Genomic DNA, 21,479 nt, shown 5'->3' on the forward strand with positions numbered 1-21,479 from the left:
TTACATGGCATCCATCGCTTTCTGTACTTTCCAGATATAGCGAGGCGCCTGCGGTGCCGGATGATTTTTCGCCACATGCTCGACGAACTCATCTTTGTCCATGTCGTTGATCTCCTCAATCGCCTCTTTGCGGTCAGAGGAGAAGGTTCTGAGCAGCGCCCCGGCGCCGTTCACGTACGAGACCACCAGCGCGTATTGCATCACTTCCGGATCCTCAATGCCCTTCAGCACGCCGTGTTCCAGAATGCTCAGGTAAGCGGTCCCCATAGAAATGTTGCGTTCCGGGTTCTTCAGCTCGCTGGTCGACGGCTGGCCGCTCCAGCCCATATAGCGGTAGACCTCTCTCCCCGCCGTAGAGGCTTTCAGCTGCATCAGCCCCACCGCGTTGGATTTGCTGACAAGCGTGGGATTGCCGCCGGACTCCACCGCAATAATGGCGGTAATTAGCCGCGGGCTGACGCCCCATGCCTTCCCGGCTTTTTCACTGATCGGCATCCACTGCATGGCCCGTTTCACCGGCACTTCCGGGTTCCAGGGCGGGTTTTGATAATCATGTTTTGAACTACAGCCAGCCAGCAAAACAATCAAAAAAGCAAACCATCTCAATTTCACGTCATCTATCCTTATAGCCGGTCATCGCGGTGCGCCGCCCTTGAAGCAGGCGTCGTATACGCGGCATGATATAGACAATTAGTTTCTCATTCAGCAAGGAATTGCCATGTCTCAGTTTCATCTCATCGCGCCATCGGGCTACTGTATTAACCAGGACGCGGCGCAGCGGGGCGTTCAGCGCTTACTGGAATCCGGCCATCAGGTAGAAAATCAGACAATTATCCCCCGCCGCCAGCAGCGTTTTGCCGGAACAGAAGCGCAGAGGCTAAATGATATCAATAGCCTGGTGAACCTGAAGGGCGAAAACCGAATAGTCCTTGCGGTGCGCGGCGGCTATGGTGCGAGCAGGCTGCTTGAGAGCATTGACTGGCAGGGCCTGGCACAGCGCCAGCAGCAGGATCCGCTGTTGATATGCGGCCACAGCGATTTCACCGCCATCCAGCTTGGTCTTCTGGCGCTTCATAACGTCATCACGTTTAGCGGCCCGATGCTGGCCGGTAACTTCGGCGCGCCGGAACTGGACGCGTTCACCGTGGAGCATTTCTGGCGCGCGCTGCGCAATCCCACCTACAGCGTGGAATGGCAAGGCAATGGACCGCACTGGGAATGTGAGGGCCAGCTCTGGGGCGGTAACCTGGCGATGCTGGTCTCGCTCATCGGCACGCCGTGGATGCCGCAAATCAAGGACGGCATTATGGTGCTGGAGGATATTAACGAACATCCGTTCCGCGTAGAGCGCATGTTATTGCAGCTTTATCATGCCGGTATTCTCGATCGCCAGTCCGCGATCGTGCTGGGCAGCTTCAGCGGCTCTGCCCCGAATGACTATGATGCGGGCTACTCCCTGGAAACGATGGTCGATTTCATCCGCTCGCGGCTGGATATTCCGGTTATCACCGGTCTGGATTTCGGTCATGAGCAGCAGACCGTTACCCTTGCGCTGGGCGCGCAGGCGACGCTTACACATGATGTTTCGGGCAGTCGGTTAACGATCGGTGGTCATCCGGTCATAAAAGCATAAAAAACCCCCTTAATAAAACGCTGTTGCCGTTGTTAATATGTTAGGGTTTTAGTAACAGCGTTAACATTGAGGTGGGAGAAAGAGAACATTGGATGCCGCAGCGATAATCAGCCTTTTCATTTTGGGTTCTGTACTTGTAACCAGCAGTATTTTATTAAGTTCATTTTCATCGCGTCTTGGCATACCCATTCTTGTTATTTTCCTGGCCATCGGCATGCTGGCCGGTGTTGACGGCATCGGCGGTATCCCCTTCGATAACTATCCCTTCGCCTACATGGTGAGTAACCTCGCGCTGGCGGTGATCCTGCTCGACGGCGGGATGCGCACTCAGGCGAGCTCCTTCCGCGTGGCCTTAGGGCCTGCGCTGTCGCTGGCGACCGTCGGCGTGTTGATCACCTCCGGCCTCACCGGGATGATGGCCGCCTGGCTTTTCAATCTCAATCTCATGGAAGGCTTGCTGATTGGCGCAATCGTTGGCTCTACCGATGCGGCGGCGGTCTTTTCCCTGCTTGGCGGTAAAGGGCTTAACGAACGCGTTGGCTCAACGCTTGAGATTGAATCCGGCAGTAACGATCCGATGGCGGTGTTCCTGACCATCACGCTGATAGAGATGATCCAGCAGCACGAGACGGGCCTGAGCTGGATGTTTGCCCTGCATATTCTGCAGCAGTTCGGGCTGGGGATTGTCATCGGCCTGGCGGGGGGATACCTGTTACAGCAGACGATCAACCGCATTTCTCTGCCCTCGGGGCTTTACCCTCTGCTGGCGCTGAGCGGCGGCATTCTCATTTTTGCCGTCACCACCGCGCTGGACGGCAGCGGTATTCTCGCCGTCTACCTCTGCGGGTTCCTGATGGGCAACCGCCCTATTCGCAACCGTCATGCTATTTTGCAGAACTTTGACGGCCTGGCGTGGCTGGCGCAAATCGGCATGTTCCTGGTGCTGGGCCTGCTGGTGACCCCGTCGGACCTGCTGCCGATCGCCGTTCCGGCGCTGCTGCTGTCGGCGTGGATGATCTTCTTCGCCCGTCCGCTCTCCGTATTTGCAGGCCTGCTGCCGTTTCGCGGCTTTAACCTGCGCGAGCGCGTCTTTATCAGCTGGGTCGGCCTGCGCGGCGCGGTGCCGATTATCCTTGCGGTGTTCCCGATGATGGCCGGTCTCGACAACGCGCGGCTGTTCTTCAACGTGGCGTTCTTCGTGGTGCTGATTTCCCTGCTGTTCCAGGGCACGTCGCTCGGGTGGGCGGCGAAAAAGGCCAAAGTGGTGGTGCCGCCCGTAGGCTGGCCGGTCTCCCGCGTGGGGCTGGACATTCACCCGGAAAACCCGTGGGAGCAGTTCGTCTATCAGCTGAGCGCCGACAAATGGTGCGTGGGGGCCTCGCTGCGCGATTTGCACATGCCGACTGAAACGCGCATTGCCGCCCTGTTCCGCGATAATGTCCTGCTGCACCCGACCGGCAGCACCCGCCTGCGCGAAGGGGATATTCTGTGCGTCATTGGCCGCGAGCGCGACCTGCCCGCGCTGGGCAAGCTGTTCAGCCAGTCGCCTCCCGTGGCGCTGGACCAGCGTTTCTTCGGCGATTTTATTCTGGAAGCCAGCGCCAAGTTTGCGGATGTGGCGCTCATTTATGGCCTGGATGAAGGTGCAGAAGACGGTGATAACCCGCAAACGCTGGGCGAAATCATTCAGCAGCGGCTTGGCGCTGCGCCGGTTGTGGGTGACCAGGTGGAGTTTGCCGGGATGATCTGGACGGTGGCAGAAAAAGAAGATAACGCGGTGCGGAAGGTCGGTTTGAGGCCGATGGAAGAGGACGCGGAGTAGTTTTTTTACCGGGTGGCGGCTTCGCGTCACCCGGCAAAGATACAAGTTACACCGTCACAACCGGCACTCTTGGTGCCAGGGCGCACATCAGTTCATACCCTACCGTTCCCGCCGCGGCCGCCACGTCATCAATTTTGATTTCGTTGCCCCACAGCTCGACCGGTGAACCGATGCCCGCCTGCGGGCATGGCGTCAGGTCAACGGCCAGCATATCCATTGATACGGTGCCTACCGTTCCCGTGCGAACCCCATCAACCCAGACCGGCGTGCCGGTCGGCGCAATGCGCGGGTAGCCGTCGGCATAACCGCCCGCGACGATGCCAATCCGCTGCTCGCCCTTCGCCCGGAAGCGGCTGCCGTAGCCTACCGTGTCGCCCGCCTTCAGCGTCTGCACGCCGATGATCTCGCTGCGCAGGGTCATGACCGGCCTCAGGCCGCTGTTGGCAATATCCTGCCACTGGCCTGAGGGTGATGCACCGTACAGAACGATCCCCGGACGCACCCAGTTATAGTGGGCTTCAGGATGCCAAAGCGTCGCCGCCGAGTTCGACAGGGAGCGCGGACAATCGAGCCCTTCAGCCGCCTGCTCAATGCGGACCATAGCATCAGCAATGCCGTCCGGTTTTTCCGCGTCGGCAAAATGCGCCATCAGCGTCATTTCGCCAACGTTTTTCAGGCCACGCAGCTGCTGCCAGACCGTATGCACCCGATCGGGCTGGAAGCCCAGGCGGTTCATGCCGCTGTTCACCTTGAGATAAATATCCAGCGGAGCGTGGAGCTTCGCATCCTGAATGGCTTTAATCTGCCAGTTGCTATGAACGCTGGTGGTCAGGCGATACTTATCCAGCAGCGGCAGATCGTCCGCGTGGAAGAACCCCTCCAGCAGCAGAATAGGCCCTTTCCAGCCGCGCTCGCGCAGCAGGATGGCCTCTTCCAGATTGAGTAACGCAAAACCGTCGGTCGCGCCGAGCGCGCTCCATATACGGTCAATACCGTGGCCGTAGGCGTTTGCCTTGACGACTGACCAGACGCGCGAACCAGGTGCTGCCCGGCGAACAATTTGCAGGTTTTCCTTCAGGGCCTGCAGATCCAGCTGAGCCAGAACAGGACGGGACATGACAACTCCTTAATTATGCGCGCCGTGCAGGTGCTGAGGACGCGATGGCGTAAATCCTGATTGATAGCGCGCAGCACTTAAATCGTCAAACGGAATTGCCGGCGTGCGCCCGGAAATCAGGTCGCTCAGCAGCTGGCCCGAGCCGCAGGCCATCGTCCAGCCGAGCGTGCCGTGTCCGGTATTGGTCCACAGGTTTTTGTATGGCGTGCGGCCCACAATCGGCGTGCCGTCCGGGGTCATCGGACGCAGGCCGGTCCAGAACGTCGCCTGTTCCACAAACCCGCCGCGCGGGAAGAGATCGCCCACCACCATCTCCAGCGTTTCACGACGCGGCTGCAGCAGCTCGGTGTTGAAGCCGACAATCTCCGCCATGCCGCCGACGCGAATACGGTTATCGAAGCGGGTAATGGCGATTTTGTAGGTTTCATCCAGGATGGTTGATACGGGCGCCCCGCTCTCCTCTTTCACCGGGATAGTCAATGAGTAGCCCTTGAGCGGGTAGACCGGAATATCGAGGATGCCTTTCAGCATGGCGGTGGAGTAGGAACCAAACGCCATCACGTAGGCATCCGCCTTTATCACCTCATCGCCGCACTTCACGCCGTAAATTTTTTCGCCTTCCGACAGCAGCTTGTCGACGGAGGTATTAAAGCGGAATTTCACCCCAGCCTGCTCGCACATGTGCGCCAGACGCTGGGTAAAGAGCTGACAGTCGCCGGTTTCGTCATTCGGCAGACGCAGACCGCCGGTCAGCTTGTGGGCCACTTCGGCCAGCGCGGGTTCCACCTGCCCCAGCTGGCTGGCTTCCAGCAGCTGATACGGTACACCGGCATCTTCCAGCACGGCGATATCGCGGGTGGCGTTTTCATACTGTTGTTCGGTGCGGAACAGCTGCAGCGTGCCGCCCTGACGGCCTTCGTACTTAATCCCCGTCGACGCGCGCAGGGCTTTGAGGCAGTCACGGCTGTATTCCGCCAGACGCACCATGCGGCCTTTATTTTCCATATAGTGCCGGGTGTCGCAGTTGCGCAGCATCTGCCACATCCACTTCAGCTGGAACTGCGTGCCGTCAAGGCTGATGGCCAGCGGCGCGTGGCGCTGGAACATCCATTTGATTGCCTTCAGCGGCACGCCGGGCGCCGCCCACGGGGCCGCATAGCCAGGAGAGATTTGACCGGCATTTGCCGCACTGGTTTCAAGCGCCGGGCCGGATTCACGATCGATAACGGTAACCTCATGTCCCGCCTGACTTAAATACCAGGCGCTGGTTACGCCAACGACACCACTTCCCAGTATGACAACACGCATAGCCACTCCATTATGAGCAAAAGAACAATCATCTAATTACAGATTGATAACCTAGTTGAAAATATTATTCAACATACGACTTTTTTATGGTGACTTACCTCACACATCCCCCAGCATCAGGGGACAGGGATAATTTGGGATCTCCTGCTGAGCTTTATTTTTAACCAGCATAAAATTCTGATGAGTTCGCTTTTTTTGCCGTATCAAAAACGGGAAATCGCAAAGAAAAAATTTCTGCGCCAGCACGCTTTTTAACACGTTGATCTATGCTTGAAAGGAGGCTCTCCAGACAGAGAGAGCACCCACAACGAGGGCGCGCTAATGGCTACTATTGATTCCCTGAACAAGGACAACACACGTCTGAGCGATGGACCCGACTGGACCTTCGAGCTGCTGGATGTCTACCTCGCCGAAATCGACCGGGTGGCAAAACTGTATCGCCTGGATACCTATCCCCATCAGATTGAGGTGATTACCTCCGAACAGATGATGGACGCTTACTCCAGCGTCGGGATGCCGATCAACTATCCGCACTGGTCGTTTGGTAAAAAATTCATTGAAACGGAGCGGCTGTACAAGCACGGCCAGCAGGGGCTGGCGTATGAGATCGTCATTAACTCCAACCCGTGTATCGCCTATCTGATGGAAGAGAACACCATTACCATGCAGGCGCTGGTGATGGCGCACGCCTGCTATGGCCATAACTCCTTCTTTAAAAATAACTATCTGTTCCGCAGCTGGACGGACGCCAGCTCCATCGTCGATTACCTGATCTTCGCGCGTAAATACATTACCGACTGCGAAGAGCGCTACGGCGTGGACGAGGTAGAGAAGCTGCTCGACTCCTGCCACGCGCTGATGAACTACGGCGTGGACCGCTATAAACGCCCGCAGAAAATCTCACTGCAGGAGGAGAAAGCCCGGCAGAAAAGCCGCGAGGAGTATCTGCAGAGCCAGGTGAACATGCTGTGGCGCACCCTGCCGAAGCGTGAGGAGGAAAAAACGATTGCCGAAGCGCGTCGTTATCCGTCCGAGCCGCAGGAAAACCTGCTCTATTTTATGGAGAAGAACGCCCCGCTGCTGGAGCCGTGGCAGCGCGAGATTTTGCGTATCGTGCGTAAGGTGAGCCAGTATTTCTATCCGCAGAAACAGACCCAGGTGATGAACGAAGGCTGGGCAACATTCTGGCACTACACCATTCTCAACCATCTGTATGACGAGGGGAAAGTCACCGAGCGGTTCATGATGGAATTTCTTCACAGCCATACTAACGTGGTGTTCCAGCCGCCCTACAACAGCCCGTGGTACAGTGGGATTAACCCATATGCGCTGGGCTTTGCGATGTTCCAGGATATTAAGCGCATCTGCCAGTCGCCAACGGAAGAGGACAAGTACTGGTTCCCGGATATCGCCGGTTCTGACTGGCTGGAAACGCTGCATTTTGCGATGCGCGACTTTAAGGATGAGAGCTTTATCAGCCAGTTCATGTCGCCGAAGATCATGCGCGATTTCCGCTTCTTCACCGTGCTGGACGATGACCGCAACAACTATCTGGAGATCTCCGCGATCCACAACGAGGAAGGATACCGGGAGATACGCTCCCGTCTCTCCTCCCAGTACAACCTGAGCAACCTTGAACCCAATATTCAGGTGTGGAACGTGGACCTGCGCGGCGACCGCTCCCTGACGCTGCGCTATATCCCGCACAACCGCGCGCCGCTGGATAAAGGACGTAAAGAGGTGCTGAAGCACGTGCACCGCCTGTGGGGCTTTGACGTGCAGCTGGAGCAGCAAAATGAGGACGGTAGCGTGGAGCTGCTGGAACGCTGCCCGGCGCGGTTGAATACGCTGTAGCGCCACCGGGCGAAAAAAAACCTCTCGATTGAGAGGTTTTTTATTTTAGCGACTCTGAATCGCTAAATCGCCCGGCAGCGTTTTCTGCATACGGTGCCAGATTTCACCGGAGTCGTGGCCGTAGCGGCGTACGGTTTCATAAACCTGATCGTGCAGGCCTTCGGTGCAGAGCTTGCTCAGCTTATGGTAGAAGCCCAGCGCCAGACTGCGGGCTTCAGGGTTAGCGAAGTAGTGACGACCAATGCGGGTATAGAGCCCTTTCATACCGTTGAGGATCAGGCCGTAAACCGGGTTGCCGGAGGCAAACGCCAGGCCGCGAAACACGTTGTAATCGAGGGTGGCAAAGGCGTCGGCGTGATCTTCAACTTCATTCGCGCTGGCCAGCACCGCAAGCGCATCTTCAGGATGCTGACGGAAAGCGGTACGAATAAAAATAGTCGCGATGTTGGTGCGCACGGAGAGCAGATTATCAATCAGCTGCGGCACGCTTTCGTGGTCGAGGCGCGCCAGCGTTTCTAGAATGTTCAGCCCCGAGGTTTCCCAGAAGTTGTTTACCTTTGTTGGCTTGCCGTGCTGGATCGTCAACCATCCATCACGCGCCAGTCGCTGAAGCACTTCACGCAGCGTGGTGCGAGTGACGCCAATCAGTTCAGAGAGTTCGCGTTCAGCCGGAAGAATGGACCCCGCAGGGAAACGATTATTCCAGATGCTTTCAATGATGTACTCTTCCGCGAAACCCGCCGGGCTCTGCGCCTTAATGACCATAGTGAGATTTCCATTACACAGCTTTTTGCAAATTGGACTCATCATACCAGAGGCGTGCAACGGCAGGTAGCGCGGCAAAGTGAGAAAAGAGGGATCGCCGTTTCATTTTTGTGAAATTTACAATGCAGTCTTATCCGCCTCCGGGCCGCGATTTTTGCGTATACTGATGTTTTGTATTACTTAACGGGAAGGACGTCTGTTGTGGAAATTTCTTTTGGGCGCGCGCTGTGGCGCAATTTTTTAGGTCATTCTCCTGACTGGTACAAACTGATACTGCTGGTTTTCCTGGTCGTTAATACCATCATTTTTAGCGTGGATCCGTTTATCGCCGGGTGGCTGCTGGTGGCAGAATTTATCTTCACCCTGGCCATGGCGCTGAAGTGTTATCCCCTGCTGCCCGGCGGTTTGCTGGCGTTTGAAGCCGTTGTCATCGGCATGACGTCCGCAGAGCATGTAAAAGCAGAGCTGGCCTCCAATCTGGAAGTGCTCCTGCTGCTCATTTTTATGGTGGCCGGTATCTACTTTATGAAACAGCTGCTGCTGTTTATCTTTACCCGCCTGCTGCTGAGCATTACGTCAAAAACGATCCTCTCGCTGGCGTTTTGCCTTGCCGCCGCCTTTCTGTCGGCCTTCCTGGATGCGCTCACCGTTGTCGCGGTGGTGATCAGCGTCGCCGTCGGATTTTACGGCATTTATCACCGCGTGGCCTCCTCTCGCCCAAGTGAGGATTTACAGGACGATAGCCACGTCGAGGCGCATAACCGCGACGTGCTGGAACAGTTCCGCGCGTTTCTGCGCAGCCTGATGATGCACGCAGGGGTCGGTACGGCGCTGGGCGGCGTGATGACCATGGTGGGCGAGCCGCAAAACCTGATCATCGCGAAAGCGGCTGAATGGCATTTTGGCGAGTTTTTCCTGCGCATGGCCCCCGTCAGCGTGCCTGTGCTGGTCTGCGGGTTAGCGACCTGCATTCTGGTCGAAAAATTCAGGCTGTTCGGCTACGGCGCACAGCTACCTGAACCGGTCCGCAAAGAACTGCATAAATTTGACGAGCAGAGCCGCAAACAGCGTACGCGCCAGGAGACGCTGCGTCTGATTGCGCAGGGGATCATCGGCATCTGGCTTATCGCCGCGCTGGCGTTGCATCTTGCCGAGGTCGGGTTGATTGGCCTCTCCGTCATTATTCTTGCCACCACCTTTAGCGGGGTTACGGACGAACATGCTATTGGTAAAGCCTTTACCGAAGCCCTGCCGTTTACCGCGCTGCTGGCGGTCTTTTTTGCGGTCGTGGCGGTGATTATTGACCAACACCTTTTCGCACCGATTATCGCGTTTGTGCTTCAGGCCTCGCCGGACTCGCAGCTTACGCTGTTCTATCTCTTTAACGGTCTGTTGTCCTCTATTTCCGATAACGTCTTTGTCGGGACGGTGTATATCAATGAGGCCAAAGCGGCGATGGAGCAAGGGATCGTCAGTACCGGGCAGTTCGACCTGCTGGCGGTAGCCATCAACACCGGAACAAACCTGCCCTCCGTTGCAACACCTAACGGCCAGGCGGCATTTCTCTTCCTGCTGACCTCGGCGCTGGCGCCACTCATACGGCTTTCTTATGGAAGAATGGTCTGGATGGCGCTGCCGTACACGCTGGTGCTCACCGTTGTTGGTTTGCTGTGCATCAAAATTACTCTCGTTCCCTGTACGCAATGGCTGCTACAAGCGGGTATACTTGCGGCGCATTAAAATTCGTTTACACTGCGCTTTCTAAGCATGTTCCAGGGAAATGATTATGTTGAGATTTTTAAACCAGTGCTCCCGCGGTCGCGGAGCGTGGTTGTTGATGGCCCTGACCGCCTTTGCGCTGGAAATGGTTGCGCTGTGGTTCCAGCACGTGATGGGACTCAAGCCCTGCGTGCTGTGCATCTACGAGCGCTGCGCGCTGTTCGGCATTATGGGTGCAGGCCTGGTGGGCGCAATTGCCCCAAAAACGCCGTTGCGCTATGTGGGTATTGCCATCTGGCTGTACAGCGCCTGGAAAGGGATTGAGCTTTCCTGGCAGCACACCATGATGCAGCTGCATCCGTCACCGTTTATGACCTGTGATTTCGCCGCCCGTTTCCCGAGCTGGCTGCCGCTGGATAAGTGGCTTCCGCAGGTGTTTGTCGCATCCGGTGACTGCTCCGTACGTCAGTGGGAATTCCTGACGCTGGAGATGCCGCAGTGGCTGGTGGGCATTTTTGTGGCCTACTTCGTCGTGGCGCTGCTGGTGCTGATCGCTCAGCCGTTCAAACCGAAGAAACGCGATTTGTTTGGAAGGTAAAAGCAAAAACCCGCCACGGCGGGTTTTTTATTATCACCGATTAGGGTGATTCATGATGTGATCTTCCCAGTCCCGTACCTCGGACTCCTTCACCGCAATGTGGCGTACCGAGATACGCTCGCCGTGCATCGCCGCTTTTGAACCGGTCAGCAGAGGATGCCAGGCCGGTAGATCTTTCCCTTCCGCCAGCAGGCGATACGCGCAGGTGTGCGGCAGCCACTCAAAAGTCGGCAGATTTTCACGGGTGAGCTTGATGCAGTCCGGCTCGAACTCAAAGCGGCGTTCGTAGTTGCGGCACTGGCAGGTTTTAATGTTCAGCTGCCTGCAGGCGACGTTGGTGAAATAGATCTCATCGGAGTCTTCATCCATCAGCTTGTGCAGGCAGCACTGCCCGCAGCCGTCGCACAACGATTCCCACTCCGCGTCGGTCATTTGGTCAAGAGTTTTGCTTTGCCAGAAAGGAATGTCGTTCATCAGGATGTCCACACGTCAAAAGAAAGCGCACCTTATAACGAGTCTGGCACGTGGTTGCAAGTTTTGCCGCCCTTTGCAGGCGGCAAGATGCGGTTACAGCACGCGGGTTTTTAGCGACAGACCGTTAAAACCGACCTCAAGCTCATCGCCGCTGGCGAGCGGGCCCACGCCTTCCGGCGTGCCGGTGAGGATCACATCGCCCGGCTTCAGGGTGAAGAAACGGCTCATGTAGGCGATCAGCGGCACGATCTTGTGGATCATATCTGCCGTGGTGCCCTGCTGGCGGATCTCGCCGTTAACCTTCAGGCTGAGCGGAGTGTCCTGCGGATCGTTGGTAAATTCATTCACCGGAACAAACCCTGAAATCGGACATGCGTTATCAAAGCCTTTGGCTTTTTCCCACGGCTGCCCTGCCTTCTTCATTTTGCCCTGCACGTCGCGCAGGGTCAGATCCAGCGCCACGCCGTAGCCGGCAATCGCTTTCTCGACATGCTCTTCGGAAGCCTGGCGCAGCGTGGCGCCGATCAGCACGGCAAGCTCTACTTCGTGATGCACCGACCCCAGCCCCTGCGGCAGCGCCAGCGGCTGGCGGATGTCGCATAGCGCCGTCTCGGGCTTAATAAACAGGACCGGCTCTTCTGGGGTTGCGCTGCCCATCTCCTGAATATGCTTCGCATAGTTGCTGCCCACGCAGACCACTTTGCTGACGGGATAATCCAGTAATGCACCTTGCCAGTTATGATGTTGATACATGCTCGACCCCTAATCGGTTGATGTGTTATGCCCGAAAACAGCTGAGGCTATTTTTTCCCGGACGCCTCGAGGTGCTGTTTTAATAAATTCTCAGGCGGCGGTGGAAGCTGTAAATAATAGCCCTGCTCGGCTAATGCCGTTTTCACTTTTTCCAGATCGGCATTCACCAGTTTCTTACGGCCATCCAGCGGCAGCAGCATCGCCAGCTGTGGTCGGCCAAAGTTCTTCATTAATTCTTCCGGCACGCGTGAAAAATCGTCTTTCTTTTCGACATAAAGATAGGTCTGGTCACGGCTTGTACTTCTGTAGATCACACAAAACATGTTTTTACTCTGAATTAATGGGTGGTTGCTTGCCTCAATATACTCCTGACTATAACATGCCTGATACTCTTCGGAATATCGCAGCGAATGGTTGCGGTTAATAGCAAATTGAGTAAGGCCAGGATGTCAAACACGCCCATCGAGCTTAAAGGCAGTAGCTTCACCTTATCAGTGGTTCATTTGCATGATGCAAAACCCGAGGTTATTCGTCAGGCGTTAGAAGACAAAATCGCCCAGGCTCCCGCCTTTCTGAAGCACGCCCCCGTCGTCATCAACGTCAGCGGTCTTGAGGCGCCGGTTAACTGGACACGTCTCCAGCAGGCGGTCTCCTCTACCGGGCTGCGTATTGTCGGTATCAGCGGCTGCAAAGATCCCGAGCTGAAAGCGGAAATCGACCGTGCGGGGCTGCCGCTTCTTAATGAAGGCAAAGAAAAAACCCCACGTGCAGCACCCGCTGCCGTACAAACGCCCCCTCCTGCGGCGCAAAACGTTACCGCTCTCACAAAAACGCGAATGATTGATGTGCCGGTTCGTTCCGGTCAGCGCATTTATGCGCCAAACTGTGATCTAATTGTTACAAGCCACGTCAGCGCTGGCGCAGAGCTTATTGCAGATGGCAATATTCACGTTTACGGTATGATGCGTGGACGTGCGCTCGCGGGCGCAAGTGGCGATCGGGACGCGCAAATATTTTGTACTCACCTGACGGCGGAACTGGTGTCCATCGCAGGTGAATATTGGCTGAGCGACAAGATCCCAGCCGAATTTTATGGCAAAGCGGCTCGCCTGCTTCTGGCAGACGACGCGTTGACCGTTCAACCGTTGAATTAATCCCTTTTTAACAAGGAATTTCTATGGCACGCATTATTGTTGTTACTTCGGGTAAAGGAGGCGTTGGCAAGACCACCTCCAGCGCGGCCATCGCTACTGGTTTGGCCCAGAAGGGAAAGAAAACCGTCGTTATCGACTTCGATATCGGTCTGCGTAACCTCGACCTCATCATGGGATGTGAGCGTCGCGTCGTATATGACTTCGTGAACGTCATTCAGGGCGATGCCACGCTGAACCAGGCGCTGATTAAAGACAAGCGCACCGAGAACCTCTTCATTCTTCCGGCTTCTCAGACGCGTGATAAAGATGCCCTGACCCGTGAAGGCGTGGAAAAGGTGCTCGACGAGCTGAAAAAAATGGAGTTCGACTTCATCGTCTGTGACTCCCCTGCCGGCATTGAAACCGGTGCCCTGATGGCGCTCTACTTTGCTGATGAAGCGATCATCACCACCAACCCGGAAGTCTCCTCCGTGCGTGACTCCGACCGTATTCTCGGTATTCTGGCCTCCAAATCCCGCCGTGCGGAAAATGGCCAGGATCCGATCAAAGAGCACCTGCTGCTGACCCGCTATAACCCGGGTCGCGTAAACAAAGGTGACATGCTAAGCATGGAAGACGTGCTGGAGATCCTGCGCATTAAACTGGTTGGCGTTATCCCGGAAGACCAGTCCGTGTTACGCGCCTCTAACCAGGGCGAGCCCGTGATCCTGGATACAACGGCAGATGCAGGTAAAGCTTACGCCGATACCGTTGACCGTCTGCTGGGAGAAGAACGTCCTTTCCGCTTCATTGAAGAAGAGAAGAAAGGTTTCCTCAAACGCCTGTTCGGAGGATAAGTTATGGCATTACTGGACTTTTTTCTCTCGCGGAAAAAAAGCACCGCCAACATCGCAAAAGAACGCCTGCAAATTATCGTTGCGGAGCGTCGTCGTAGCGACGCCGAGCCTCACTACCTGCCGCAGCTGCGCAAGGACATCCTGGAAGTGATCTGTAAGTATGTGCAGATTGACCCGGAGATGGTCACCGTTCAGCTGGAGCAAAAAGACGGGGATATTTCGATTCTGGAGCTGAACGTAACGCTTCCGGAAGCGGAAGAGTCGCGTCCGTAGGTTCCTGGTGTCGTAGCCCCGGTAAGCGCAGCGCCACCGGGGGGAATATGCCGGGTATATCGCCCGGCATATTTTTATCGCGGATAACCTTCCAGCAAGGTATTCAGGCGATCGGCCATCAATACCCCGCGCCAGCCAGCCATCAGTTCCGGCACGCCATTCTGCGGTTTCAGCTTCCAGTGCCAGTTCAGCAGCTGGTTAATCTGTCTGCGTGACGCCAGCAGTTCAGCGCTCAGCTTGCTTTCCGTTGCGACATCCTGCACCAGCGCTTTGATATCCTTAAATGCTTTACGATAGCCCGGCATATCCATGAGATTCAGCAGCGTCTCAGGCAGTGCATCCTCCGGCAGCGCCTGCGCTTTGGCGACCAGCGCCAGCAGGGTTTTACCATGGAAACGGATCTCGCTGCCGGAAAGGCCAATGCTGTCCAGCTCGCCCAGGCTGCCCGGCATATAGCGCGCGACCGCCCAGAGATGCTCTTCACGCACCACAAAATTCACGGCCAAATCGCGCTCACGCGCTTTACGCAAACGCCAGTCCGCTAACAGCTGCAGGCAGGCCAGCTGACGCGTGCGAAGCTGCCAGGCGTTGGTGATATCACGCCAGGCCTCTTTCGGGTCAACCACTTCCTGGCGACGCTGCTGCGTCATACGGCACTCGTCCAGCGCGGCAGAGAGCCAGCCGGAGGCTTCCGCCTCTTTCATCAGCTGTCCGGCAATCGGCAACAGGTAAAACACGTCTGCCGCCGCATATTCCAGCTGACGCTCGGTAAGCGGACGCGCCAGCCAGTCGGTACGGGATTCACTTTTATCCAGCGTCAGGCCCGTGTACTCCTCCACCATGGCGGCAAAGCCCCACGACAGCGGACGACCGCTGAACGCCGCGAGGATCTGCGTATCAATCAGCGGCTGAGGCATGATGCCAAAGGTGTTAAGAAAGACTTCCAGATCTTCACTGCCCGCGTGCAGATATTTCGTTACCGCAGTATCCAGCAGCAGGTCACGCATCGGCGCCCAGTCGGTAATGCCGAGCGGGTCGATCAGCGAGACGTGCTTACCGTCGTACATCTGTATCAAACCCAGCTGTGGATAATAGGTGCGAGTACGGACAAACTCGGTATCCAGAGCGATGGCAGGAAAGTCGCGCGTCACTTCGCACAGCGAAGCCAGCTCGTCGTTGGTCGTGATCATCTGGTAATTCAAATCGGATTCTCTTTTGTTTGCGCCCATAAAAAACGCCGGCTTAACCGGCGTCTGGGCGATTAACGTGAAGCTCAGGCCTTATTGTCTACTTTGGCACGGGCTTCGTCACGTAATTCTCGTCGTAATATCTTCCCGACGTTGGATTTCGGCAGCTCATCGCGGAATTCCACCAGCTTCGGCACTTTATAGCCCGTCAGCTGACGGCGACAAAACGTTATCAGCGCTTCCTCGGTAAGAGAAGGATCTTTCTTGACCACAAATATCTTCACCGCTTCACCGCTGCTGCCGGAAGGAACGCCCACCGCCGCCACTTCCAGCACGCCGCTGTGCTGCATCACCACGTCTTCGATTTCGTTCGGATAGACGTTGAAGCCGGAGACCAGGATCATATCTTTTTTGCGATCGACGATGCGCAGGAAGCCTTCGTCATCCATCACCGCAATATCGCCGGTGTGAAGCCAGCCGTCTTTAATGATTTCGTCGGTCGCATCAGGACGCTGCCAGTAACCCAGCATCACCTGCGGCCCTCTGACGCACAGCTCGCCCGGCTCGCCGTGAGGCACTTCGTTATCCTCATCATCCACCAGCTTTGCTTCCGTCGACGGGACCGGCAGGCCGATACTGCCGCTGTGGTAGTCGATATCGTGCGGGTTGACGCTCACCAGCGGGGCACACTCCGTCAGGCCGTAGCCTTCCAGCAGATATTGCCCGGTTAGCTTCACCCAGCGCTCGGCCACCGCCTGCTGAACCGGCATGCCGCCGCCCGCGGAGAGATGCAGCGTGGAGAAATCAAGCTGCTGGAACTCTTTGTTGTTGAGCAGCGCGTTAAACAGGGTGTTCACCCCGGTCATGGCGGTAAACGGGTATTTTGCAAGCTCTTTCACCAGACCCGGGATATCGCGCGGGTTGGTGATCAATACGTTTTGCCCGCCCAGCTCGATAAACAGCAGGCAGTTCATGGTCAGCGCAAAGATGTGATACAGCGGCAGCGCGGTGATTACCAGCTCTTTACCCGGATGCAGCAGCGGCCCGTAGGTGGCATTAACCTGCTCAAGGTTCGCCAGCATGTTGCGGTGGGTCAGCATCGCCCCTTTGGCCACGCCGGTGGTGCCGCCTGTGTATTGCAGGAAGGCCAGGTCTTCGGAGACGACTTCAGGCTTGACGTACTGCATGCGATAGCCCGCATGCAGCGCGCGGCGGAAAGAGATAGCATCCGGCAGATGGTATTTTGGTACCAGACGTTTGACGTATTTAACGACAAAGTTAACCAGCGTCCCTTTGGCGGTGGAAAGCTGATCGCCCATGCGCGTCAGGATGACGTGCTTCACCTGGGTTTTGTCGACCACTTTTTCCAGGGTATGGGCAAAGTTAGAAACAATGACAATCGCCACCGCCCCGCTGTCGTTCAGCTGATGTTCCAGCTCGCGCGGCGTGTAAAGCGGGTTAACGTTGACGACAATCATCCCTGCACGCAGGATGCCAAACAGCGCCACCGGGTATTGCAGCAGGTTCGGCATCATCAGCGCGACGCGATCCCCTTTTTGCAGCCCAAGTCCTTCCTGCAGATAAGCCGCAAACGCCCGGCTACGCTCCTCAAGCTTACGGAACGTCATCACCTCGCCCATATTCACAAACGCGGGCTGGTCTGCGTAACGTCTTACCGAGTGCTCAAATAATTCCACCAGGGATTGATAACGGTCAGGATTGATCTCCGCAGGCACATCTGCGGGATAACGGTTAAGCCAAACCTTTTGCAATGCATCACCTCTGAAATGAGTGTTCGTCGTCATCACAGCCCCGATAATAAACAGTTTGTTAACATTATATTAACTCAGCGTACCAGTTTATTAATTGTTCAGATTGCAGGTTGCGAAGCGCGTCACTCTTTTTTTTCGTTTTATCCGTTAAAAAACAGAGACAGCGGCTGAGCCGCTGTCTCTTTCTTAACAATAACAGTAAGTTACTCAGTTACGATCGTTTGCACCTGTGCAGGGCCCGGGTTATACCAGCCCCATCCCGGATAACCGTAACGATAAGGATGTGGACCCCACATCCACGGGTCGATTGGCTGAGGAGGCATCACCACCTGCTGGGCGATACGCCAGCGTTTATAGCCATTCACCTGCATGGTCATAAATTTATACGGTGTGTTGCCGATTTTGCCCTGCACCGAACCGGTAATCGGCCCGACAACGGTTACCAGCTGTCCGCGAAAATCGACCGGGTCGAGGAAACCACTAACGTCGGCATAGATACGCCCGCGAGAGGCTTCACCGAGTACGGGACGCGCGCCGCTGTCGAGCGGTACCGTGGCTATTTCCAGACGGGTTTTCCCCTGCTGGTTCTGCACGTCGATCACTTTCCCACCGAAGCGGGCTTCCTGGCCGACATAAAGCTCGGGCGCATTCATTACCCGAACCAGATCCTGCTGTGGCGTCGGGCTGCTGCCCTTGATCGCATCAGGTACGGTTACGCAACCGCTCAGTGCTATGGCAACCGCGCCTGCCATAAAAAGGCGTACTACTTTAGTCTGAACCGCCATGATGCGACTCCTTTTTCTCAGTTCCTGTTACTGAGATTCATTCGCGGCCCGGAAGTTTCTTCCACGCGACGGTGTTTCGCAAATAAACCGGCTCCGCATGCTCAACGGCAACGGTTTTTCCTGCTGCAAGCAGTTGACGGGCAATCGGGAGCATATCTTCTGCCGCAGGCAGGAGCATGTTGCCGTCCACCAGCGTCACGCCGGTGCCGCTCGCCATCTCTGGCCACGCCGGCCAGCCCGTGCCGACCGTCGCCCACTCGCCGGACAGCTGCTTCAGGCGCTCAGTAACGGCTTCAGGCTTAAGCACTGCTTCCGTCTCTTCGCCGTGCCAGACGCCGTTTTCATCGCGGGTGTATTCCGCCCAGTAAACTTCACCCATGCGAGCGTCAATAGCGGCGAGCACGCGGGTCGCGCCCGTCATGCGCCAGGCTCCCTCGGCCATCGTCGCAAGCGTAGAGACGCCGATCATCGGCAGGTCAGCGCCCAGCGCCAGCCCCTGCGCGATGCCAATCCCAATGCGCACGCCCGTAAAGCTGCCGGGGCCGCGGCCAAAGGCCAGCGCGTCGAGGTCGGTTAAGGTGGTGTTGCCCTGGGTTAAAATGGCTTTTACCAGGGGCAGAATACGCTGGGTGTGTTCCCGTGGGCACTCTTCGAAATGAGCAGAAACAGCACCGTCGTTTAACAGAGCAACAGAGCAAGCCTCTGTCGCGGTATCAATAGCCAGAATTCGCATCAGTCGTCGCGCTCTCGCAAGGGTCAGTCACAAAATGGCGCGCATCTTAGCACACTCCGGAGCGAATTACTCCGCCGTTGGGTTTGCCAGGAAACGCACCGCGCGTTTAATGTCCCGCGTACGCGGGGCGGGCGGCAGGCTGGCGAGGAAGGTTGCGCCGTAAGGACGCATCACCAGGCGGTTATCGCAGATCACCAGCACGCCGCGGTCGGTGACGTCACGGATCAGTCGCCCTACCCCCTGCTTAAGCGTGATGACCGCGTCCGGTAGTTGAACGTCGTCGAACGGATCGCCGCCGCGCAGGCGGCAGTCTTCCATCCGCGCCTTGAGCAGCGGATCGTCCGGCGACGTGAACGGCAGCTTATCGATGATCACCAACGAGAGCGTGTCGCCGCGCACGTCCACCCCTTCCCAGAAGCTGCTGGTTGCCACCAGCAGGGCGTTACCGGCGCTGACAAACTGCTGGAGCAGCTGGCCTTTACTGGTTTCCCCCTGCAGCAGCACCGGGAGGGTCATGCTGGCGCGAAACTGCTCGGCGAGATCGCGCATCATGGCGTGTGAGGTGCAGAGCATAAAGCAGCGCCCGTTGTTGGCCTCAATCATCGGCTTGAGCATCGCCGCGAGATGCCGCGCCGCCCCCGGCTGGTTCGGCAGCGGGAGATTGCGTGGCACGCAGAGCAGCGCCTGCTTTTCGTAATCAAACGGGCTGGGCAGCAGCAGTGATTCCGCCTGCTCAATACCGAGGCGTTCGGTGAAGTGGTGCAGATCGTCATTTACAGACAGGGTTGCGGAAGTGAAGATCCAGCTTCCCGGCTTCTGCGCCATCACCTCTTTGAATTTATCGGCCACCGTCAGCGGCGTGAGCGCCAGGGTAAAGTGGCGCGAGGTGCATTCATACCAGTAGCTGTACCCCGGCTGGTTGATCTCTTTTAGCCGTTTGAGCCGCCCGCGATAGAGCGTGGCGCGTTCGAAGGCGGCGTCAAGCAGCGCAGAGCGTCCGAGGGACAGCTTCGCCACGTCGTAGCAGAGCTCAAGTGCATCATCGAGCAGCAGCAGCGCGCGCTGGATATTATTGTCCGCCAGCAGTTCGCGCAGGTTGCCACGATAGCCCGGCTCGCCAAGCTGTAAGCGGAAATCCTGCGCGCTTTGCGCCAGACGGTCGGCGCACTTCTGCAACTGCTGGGTATCTTTGAGTTCGGTACGGTAGGCAATGGTAAAATCTTTCGCCAGATCCTGTAGCTGGCGGCTGGAGAGCGACTGGCCGAAATACTGGCTGGCGATATCCGGCAACTGATGGGCTTCATCGAAGATCATCACGTCCGCCTCCGGGATCAGCTCGCCGAAACCGCTGTCCTTAACCACCATGTCCGCGAGGAACAGGTGGTGGTTCACCACCACCACGTCTGCGTCCATCGCGGTTTTGCGCGCTTTCACCACAAAACAGTCTTTATACAGCGGGCAGTCGCTGCCGAGGCAGTTGTCGTTGGTGCTGGTCACCAGCGGCCAGGCCGGGGAGTCTTCCGGCACGCTCGCGCAGGTGCTGATATCGCCCTCTTCGGTCTGGTTCGCCCAGGCGCGCAGGATAATGACGTCGCTCAGGGTTTGTACCGGCAGATCGCCGCCGGCCAGCGCCTGCTGTTCGAGTCGCTCCAGGCACAGGTAGTTCGATCGCCCTTTCAGCAGGGCCAGACGCCCTTTGTATTTCAGCGCTTTTGCTACGGTAGGCAAATCGCGGCTGTAGAGCTGATCTTGCAGCGCTTTCGATCCGGTGGAAATTATCACTTTCTTTTTCGCCCGCAGCGCCGGCGCAAGGTAAGCATAGGTCTTACCCGTGCCGGTTCCGGCTTCAACCACCAGCGGCTGGGCCTTATCAATGGCGCGGGCAACGGCGTGCGCCATCTGTCGCTGAGGCTCACGGGGCTTGAAGCCGGGGATCGCCTGCGCTAATTGACCTTCAGGGGAAAAATCGTCTGCCACGTTGCTCTCTCACTGTATTTTTGCACAGGGATTATGTCAGCCCATCTTCTCCTGTGCCACCCCAAATAGTGACGACGGCAGAACAATATGGCAGTCTTGCCGTCTGACGACGAAAAATAACGAGGAAACGTTTATGACAATTGTGCGCATTGATGCCGAAGCCCGCTGGTCTGATGTGGTGATCCATAACCAGACGCTGTATTACACCGGTGTACCGTCAAATCTGGACGCGGATGCGTTCGAACAGACGGCGAATACCCTGGCGCAGATTGATGCCGTGCTGGAAAAACAGGGCAGCGATAAATCCCGCATTCTGGATGCGACCATTTTCCTGGCAAATAAAGACGATTTCGCGGCGATGAATAAAGCCTGGGATGCGTGGGTGGTGGCGGGTCACGCGCCTGTACGCTGCACCGTACAGGCCACGCTGATGAAACCGGAATACAAGGTTGAGATCAAGATTATCGCGGCGGTTTAAGCCCGATTACTCTTCATCTTCATCCTCAAAACGCGCCACGATCCGCTCGCCGGTATGGGTGGCGCGCAGCTCCTCCGCCACCTGGGAAATCGCCTGTCCGCTGCTCATCCCCTGGGACATCAGTTCCTGAATTCGCTCAACCGCTTTCTGCTGCTGTTCATGGCTCAGAGAAGGTAAACCTGCAAACATCGTCAACTCCTGCTAAATTATTCGCGCTAATTATTTCACGCTGCCCGGTAGT

At 56.8% G+C, this 21,479-nt stretch carries 22 protein-coding genes; 9 read left to right on the plus strand and 13 right to left on the minus strand.

The window, feature by feature from the left end:
- Positions 1-612 (minus strand): membrane-bound lytic murein transglycosylase EmtA, encoded by a 612-nt coding sequence (gene emtA / locus ACMGGH_RS19150; protein ID WP_028013510.1) that lies wholly within the window; start codon positions 610-612, stop codon positions 1-3.
- Between the two features lie 106 nt (positions 613-718).
- Between emtA and ldcA the strand changes: the two genes are divergently transcribed.
- Positions 719-1,633 carry a muramoyltetrapeptide carboxypeptidase gene (ldcA, locus tag ACMGGH_RS19155; protein ID WP_232948560.1) on the plus strand — a complete coding sequence of 305 codons (915 nt, stop codon included), beginning with the start codon at positions 719-721 and terminating at the stop codon, positions 1,631-1,633.
- Between the two features lie 88 nt (positions 1,634-1,721).
- Complete coding sequence (locus tag ACMGGH_RS19160) at positions 1,722-3,455, plus strand: potassium/proton antiporter (RefSeq protein WP_041909504.1); 1,734 nt, start codon at positions 1,722-1,724, stop codon at positions 3,453-3,455.
- 46 nt (positions 3,456-3,501) lie between these two features.
- Here ACMGGH_RS19160 and dadX read toward each other — a convergent pair whose 3' ends face one another.
- On the minus strand, positions 3,502-4,572 hold the full coding sequence (gene dadX, locus ACMGGH_RS19165) for a catabolic alanine racemase DadX (RefSeq protein ID WP_232948559.1): 1,071 nt from the start codon (positions 4,570-4,572) through the stop codon (positions 3,502-3,504).
- 9 nt (positions 4,573-4,581) lie between these two features.
- Positions 4,582-5,880: a D-amino acid dehydrogenase gene (locus tag ACMGGH_RS19170; RefSeq protein WP_232948558.1), complete on the minus strand. Its 1,299-nt coding sequence runs from the start codon at positions 5,878-5,880 to the stop codon at positions 4,582-4,584.
- A gap of 321 nt (positions 5,881-6,201) precedes the next feature.
- On the opposite strand from ACMGGH_RS19170, the gene ACMGGH_RS19175 reads away from it, so the two are divergent.
- Positions 6,202-7,734, plus strand: coding sequence for a SpoVR family protein (locus ACMGGH_RS19175; RefSeq protein ID WP_023293929.1), 1,533 nt, complete (start codon positions 6,202-6,204; stop codon positions 7,732-7,734).
- A 45-nt stretch (positions 7,735-7,779) separates the two neighbouring features.
- On the opposite strand, the gene fadR is transcribed toward ACMGGH_RS19175, so the two are convergent.
- Entirely contained in the window at positions 7,780-8,499 is a 720-nt protein-coding gene (fadR, locus tag ACMGGH_RS19180; protein ID WP_028013515.1) for a fatty acid metabolism transcriptional regulator FadR, read from the minus strand.
- Between the two features lie 201 nt (positions 8,500-8,700).
- On the opposite strand from fadR, the gene nhaB reads away from it, so the two are divergent.
- Positions 8,701-10,239 (plus strand): sodium/proton antiporter NhaB, encoded by a 1,539-nt coding sequence (gene nhaB / locus ACMGGH_RS19185; protein WP_232948557.1) that lies wholly within the window; start codon positions 8,701-8,703, stop codon positions 10,237-10,239.
- Positions 10,240-10,285: 46 nt separating this feature from the next.
- Positions 10,286-10,816, plus strand: coding sequence for a disulfide bond formation protein DsbB (gene dsbB / locus ACMGGH_RS19190; RefSeq protein ID WP_028013517.1), 531 nt, complete (start codon positions 10,286-10,288; stop codon positions 10,814-10,816).
- A gap of 33 nt (positions 10,817-10,849) precedes the next feature.
- Here dsbB and ACMGGH_RS19195 read toward each other — a convergent pair whose 3' ends face one another.
- The 3 genes from ACMGGH_RS19195 to ACMGGH_RS19205 form a co-directional block, all read right to left on the minus strand.
- Complete coding sequence (locus tag ACMGGH_RS19195; protein ID WP_028013518.1) at positions 10,850-11,290, minus strand: YcgN family cysteine cluster protein; 441 nt, start codon at positions 11,288-11,290, stop codon at positions 10,850-10,852.
- A 93-nt stretch (positions 11,291-11,383) separates the two neighbouring features.
- Positions 11,384-12,043 carry a fumarylacetoacetate hydrolase family protein gene (locus ACMGGH_RS19200; protein WP_028013519.1) on the minus strand — a complete coding sequence of 220 codons (660 nt, stop codon included), beginning with the start codon at positions 12,041-12,043 and terminating at the stop codon, positions 11,384-11,386.
- A 47-nt stretch (positions 12,044-12,090) separates the two neighbouring features.
- Entirely contained in the window at positions 12,091-12,366 is a 276-nt protein-coding gene (locus tag ACMGGH_RS19205; RefSeq protein ID WP_041909499.1) for a YcgL domain-containing protein, read from the minus strand.
- A gap of 123 nt (positions 12,367-12,489) precedes the next feature.
- On the opposite strand from ACMGGH_RS19205, the gene minC reads away from it, so the two are divergent.
- The 3 genes from minC to minE are packed head-to-tail and all read left to right on the plus strand — an operon-like array spanning position 12,490 to position 14,306.
- Entirely contained in the window at positions 12,490-13,197 is a 708-nt protein-coding gene (gene minC / locus ACMGGH_RS19210; protein ID WP_028013521.1) for a septum site-determining protein MinC, read from the plus strand.
- 23 nt (positions 13,198-13,220) lie between these two features.
- Positions 13,221-14,033 carry a septum site-determining protein MinD gene (minD, locus tag ACMGGH_RS19215; protein ID WP_028013522.1) on the plus strand — a complete coding sequence of 271 codons (813 nt, stop codon included), beginning with the start codon at positions 13,221-13,223 and terminating at the stop codon, positions 14,031-14,033.
- A gap of 3 nt (positions 14,034-14,036) precedes the next feature.
- Positions 14,037-14,306 carry a cell division topological specificity factor MinE gene (gene minE, locus ACMGGH_RS19220; RefSeq protein WP_010432714.1) on the plus strand — a complete coding sequence of 90 codons (270 nt, stop codon included), beginning with the start codon at positions 14,037-14,039 and terminating at the stop codon, positions 14,304-14,306.
- Positions 14,307-14,380: 74 nt separating this feature from the next.
- On the opposite strand, the gene rnd is transcribed toward minE, so the two are convergent.
- The 5 genes from rnd to ACMGGH_RS19245 form a co-directional block, all read right to left on the minus strand.
- Complete coding sequence (gene rnd / locus ACMGGH_RS19225) at positions 14,381-15,508, minus strand: ribonuclease D (protein WP_028013523.1); 1,128 nt, start codon at positions 15,506-15,508, stop codon at positions 14,381-14,383.
- Between the two features lie 71 nt (positions 15,509-15,579).
- Positions 15,580-17,265: a long-chain-fatty-acid--CoA ligase FadD gene (fadD, locus tag ACMGGH_RS19230; protein ID WP_072252102.1), complete on the minus strand. Its 1,686-nt coding sequence runs from the start codon at positions 17,263-17,265 to the stop codon at positions 15,580-15,582.
- A gap of 203 nt (positions 17,266-17,468) precedes the next feature.
- Positions 17,469-18,050: a Slp family lipoprotein gene (locus ACMGGH_RS19235; RefSeq protein WP_041909497.1), complete on the minus strand. Its 582-nt coding sequence runs from the start codon at positions 18,048-18,050 to the stop codon at positions 17,469-17,471.
- A gap of 37 nt (positions 18,051-18,087) precedes the next feature.
- Positions 18,088-18,783, minus strand: coding sequence for a tRNA (adenosine(37)-N6)-threonylcarbamoyltransferase complex dimerization subunit type 1 TsaB (tsaB, locus tag ACMGGH_RS19240; RefSeq protein WP_047367799.1), 696 nt, complete (start codon positions 18,781-18,783; stop codon positions 18,088-18,090).
- 66 nt (positions 18,784-18,849) lie between these two features.
- A complete protein-coding gene (locus ACMGGH_RS19245; protein ID WP_232948556.1) occupies positions 18,850-20,760 on the minus strand; it encodes an ATP-dependent DNA helicase in 1,911 nt (636 codons plus the stop codon).
- Positions 20,761-20,893: 133 nt separating this feature from the next.
- Between ACMGGH_RS19245 and ACMGGH_RS19250 the strand changes: the two genes are divergently transcribed.
- The gene (locus tag ACMGGH_RS19250; protein WP_028013528.1) at positions 20,894-21,238 is read left to right on the plus strand and encodes a RidA family protein; all 345 of its coding nucleotides are present in this window, start codon (positions 20,894-20,896) and stop codon (positions 21,236-21,238) included.
- 6 nt (positions 21,239-21,244) lie between these two features.
- On the opposite strand, the gene ACMGGH_RS19255 is transcribed toward ACMGGH_RS19250, so the two are convergent.
- Positions 21,245-21,427 (minus strand): YoaH family protein, encoded by a 183-nt coding sequence (locus tag ACMGGH_RS19255; protein ID WP_008500497.1) that lies wholly within the window; start codon positions 21,425-21,427, stop codon positions 21,245-21,247.
- Positions 21,428-21,479 lie beyond the last annotated feature (52 nt).

This window comes from Enterobacter sp. BNK-16, assembly GCF_048684955.1.
Lineage (GTDB): Bacteria > Pseudomonadota > Gammaproteobacteria > Enterobacterales > Enterobacteriaceae > Enterobacter > Enterobacter bugandensis.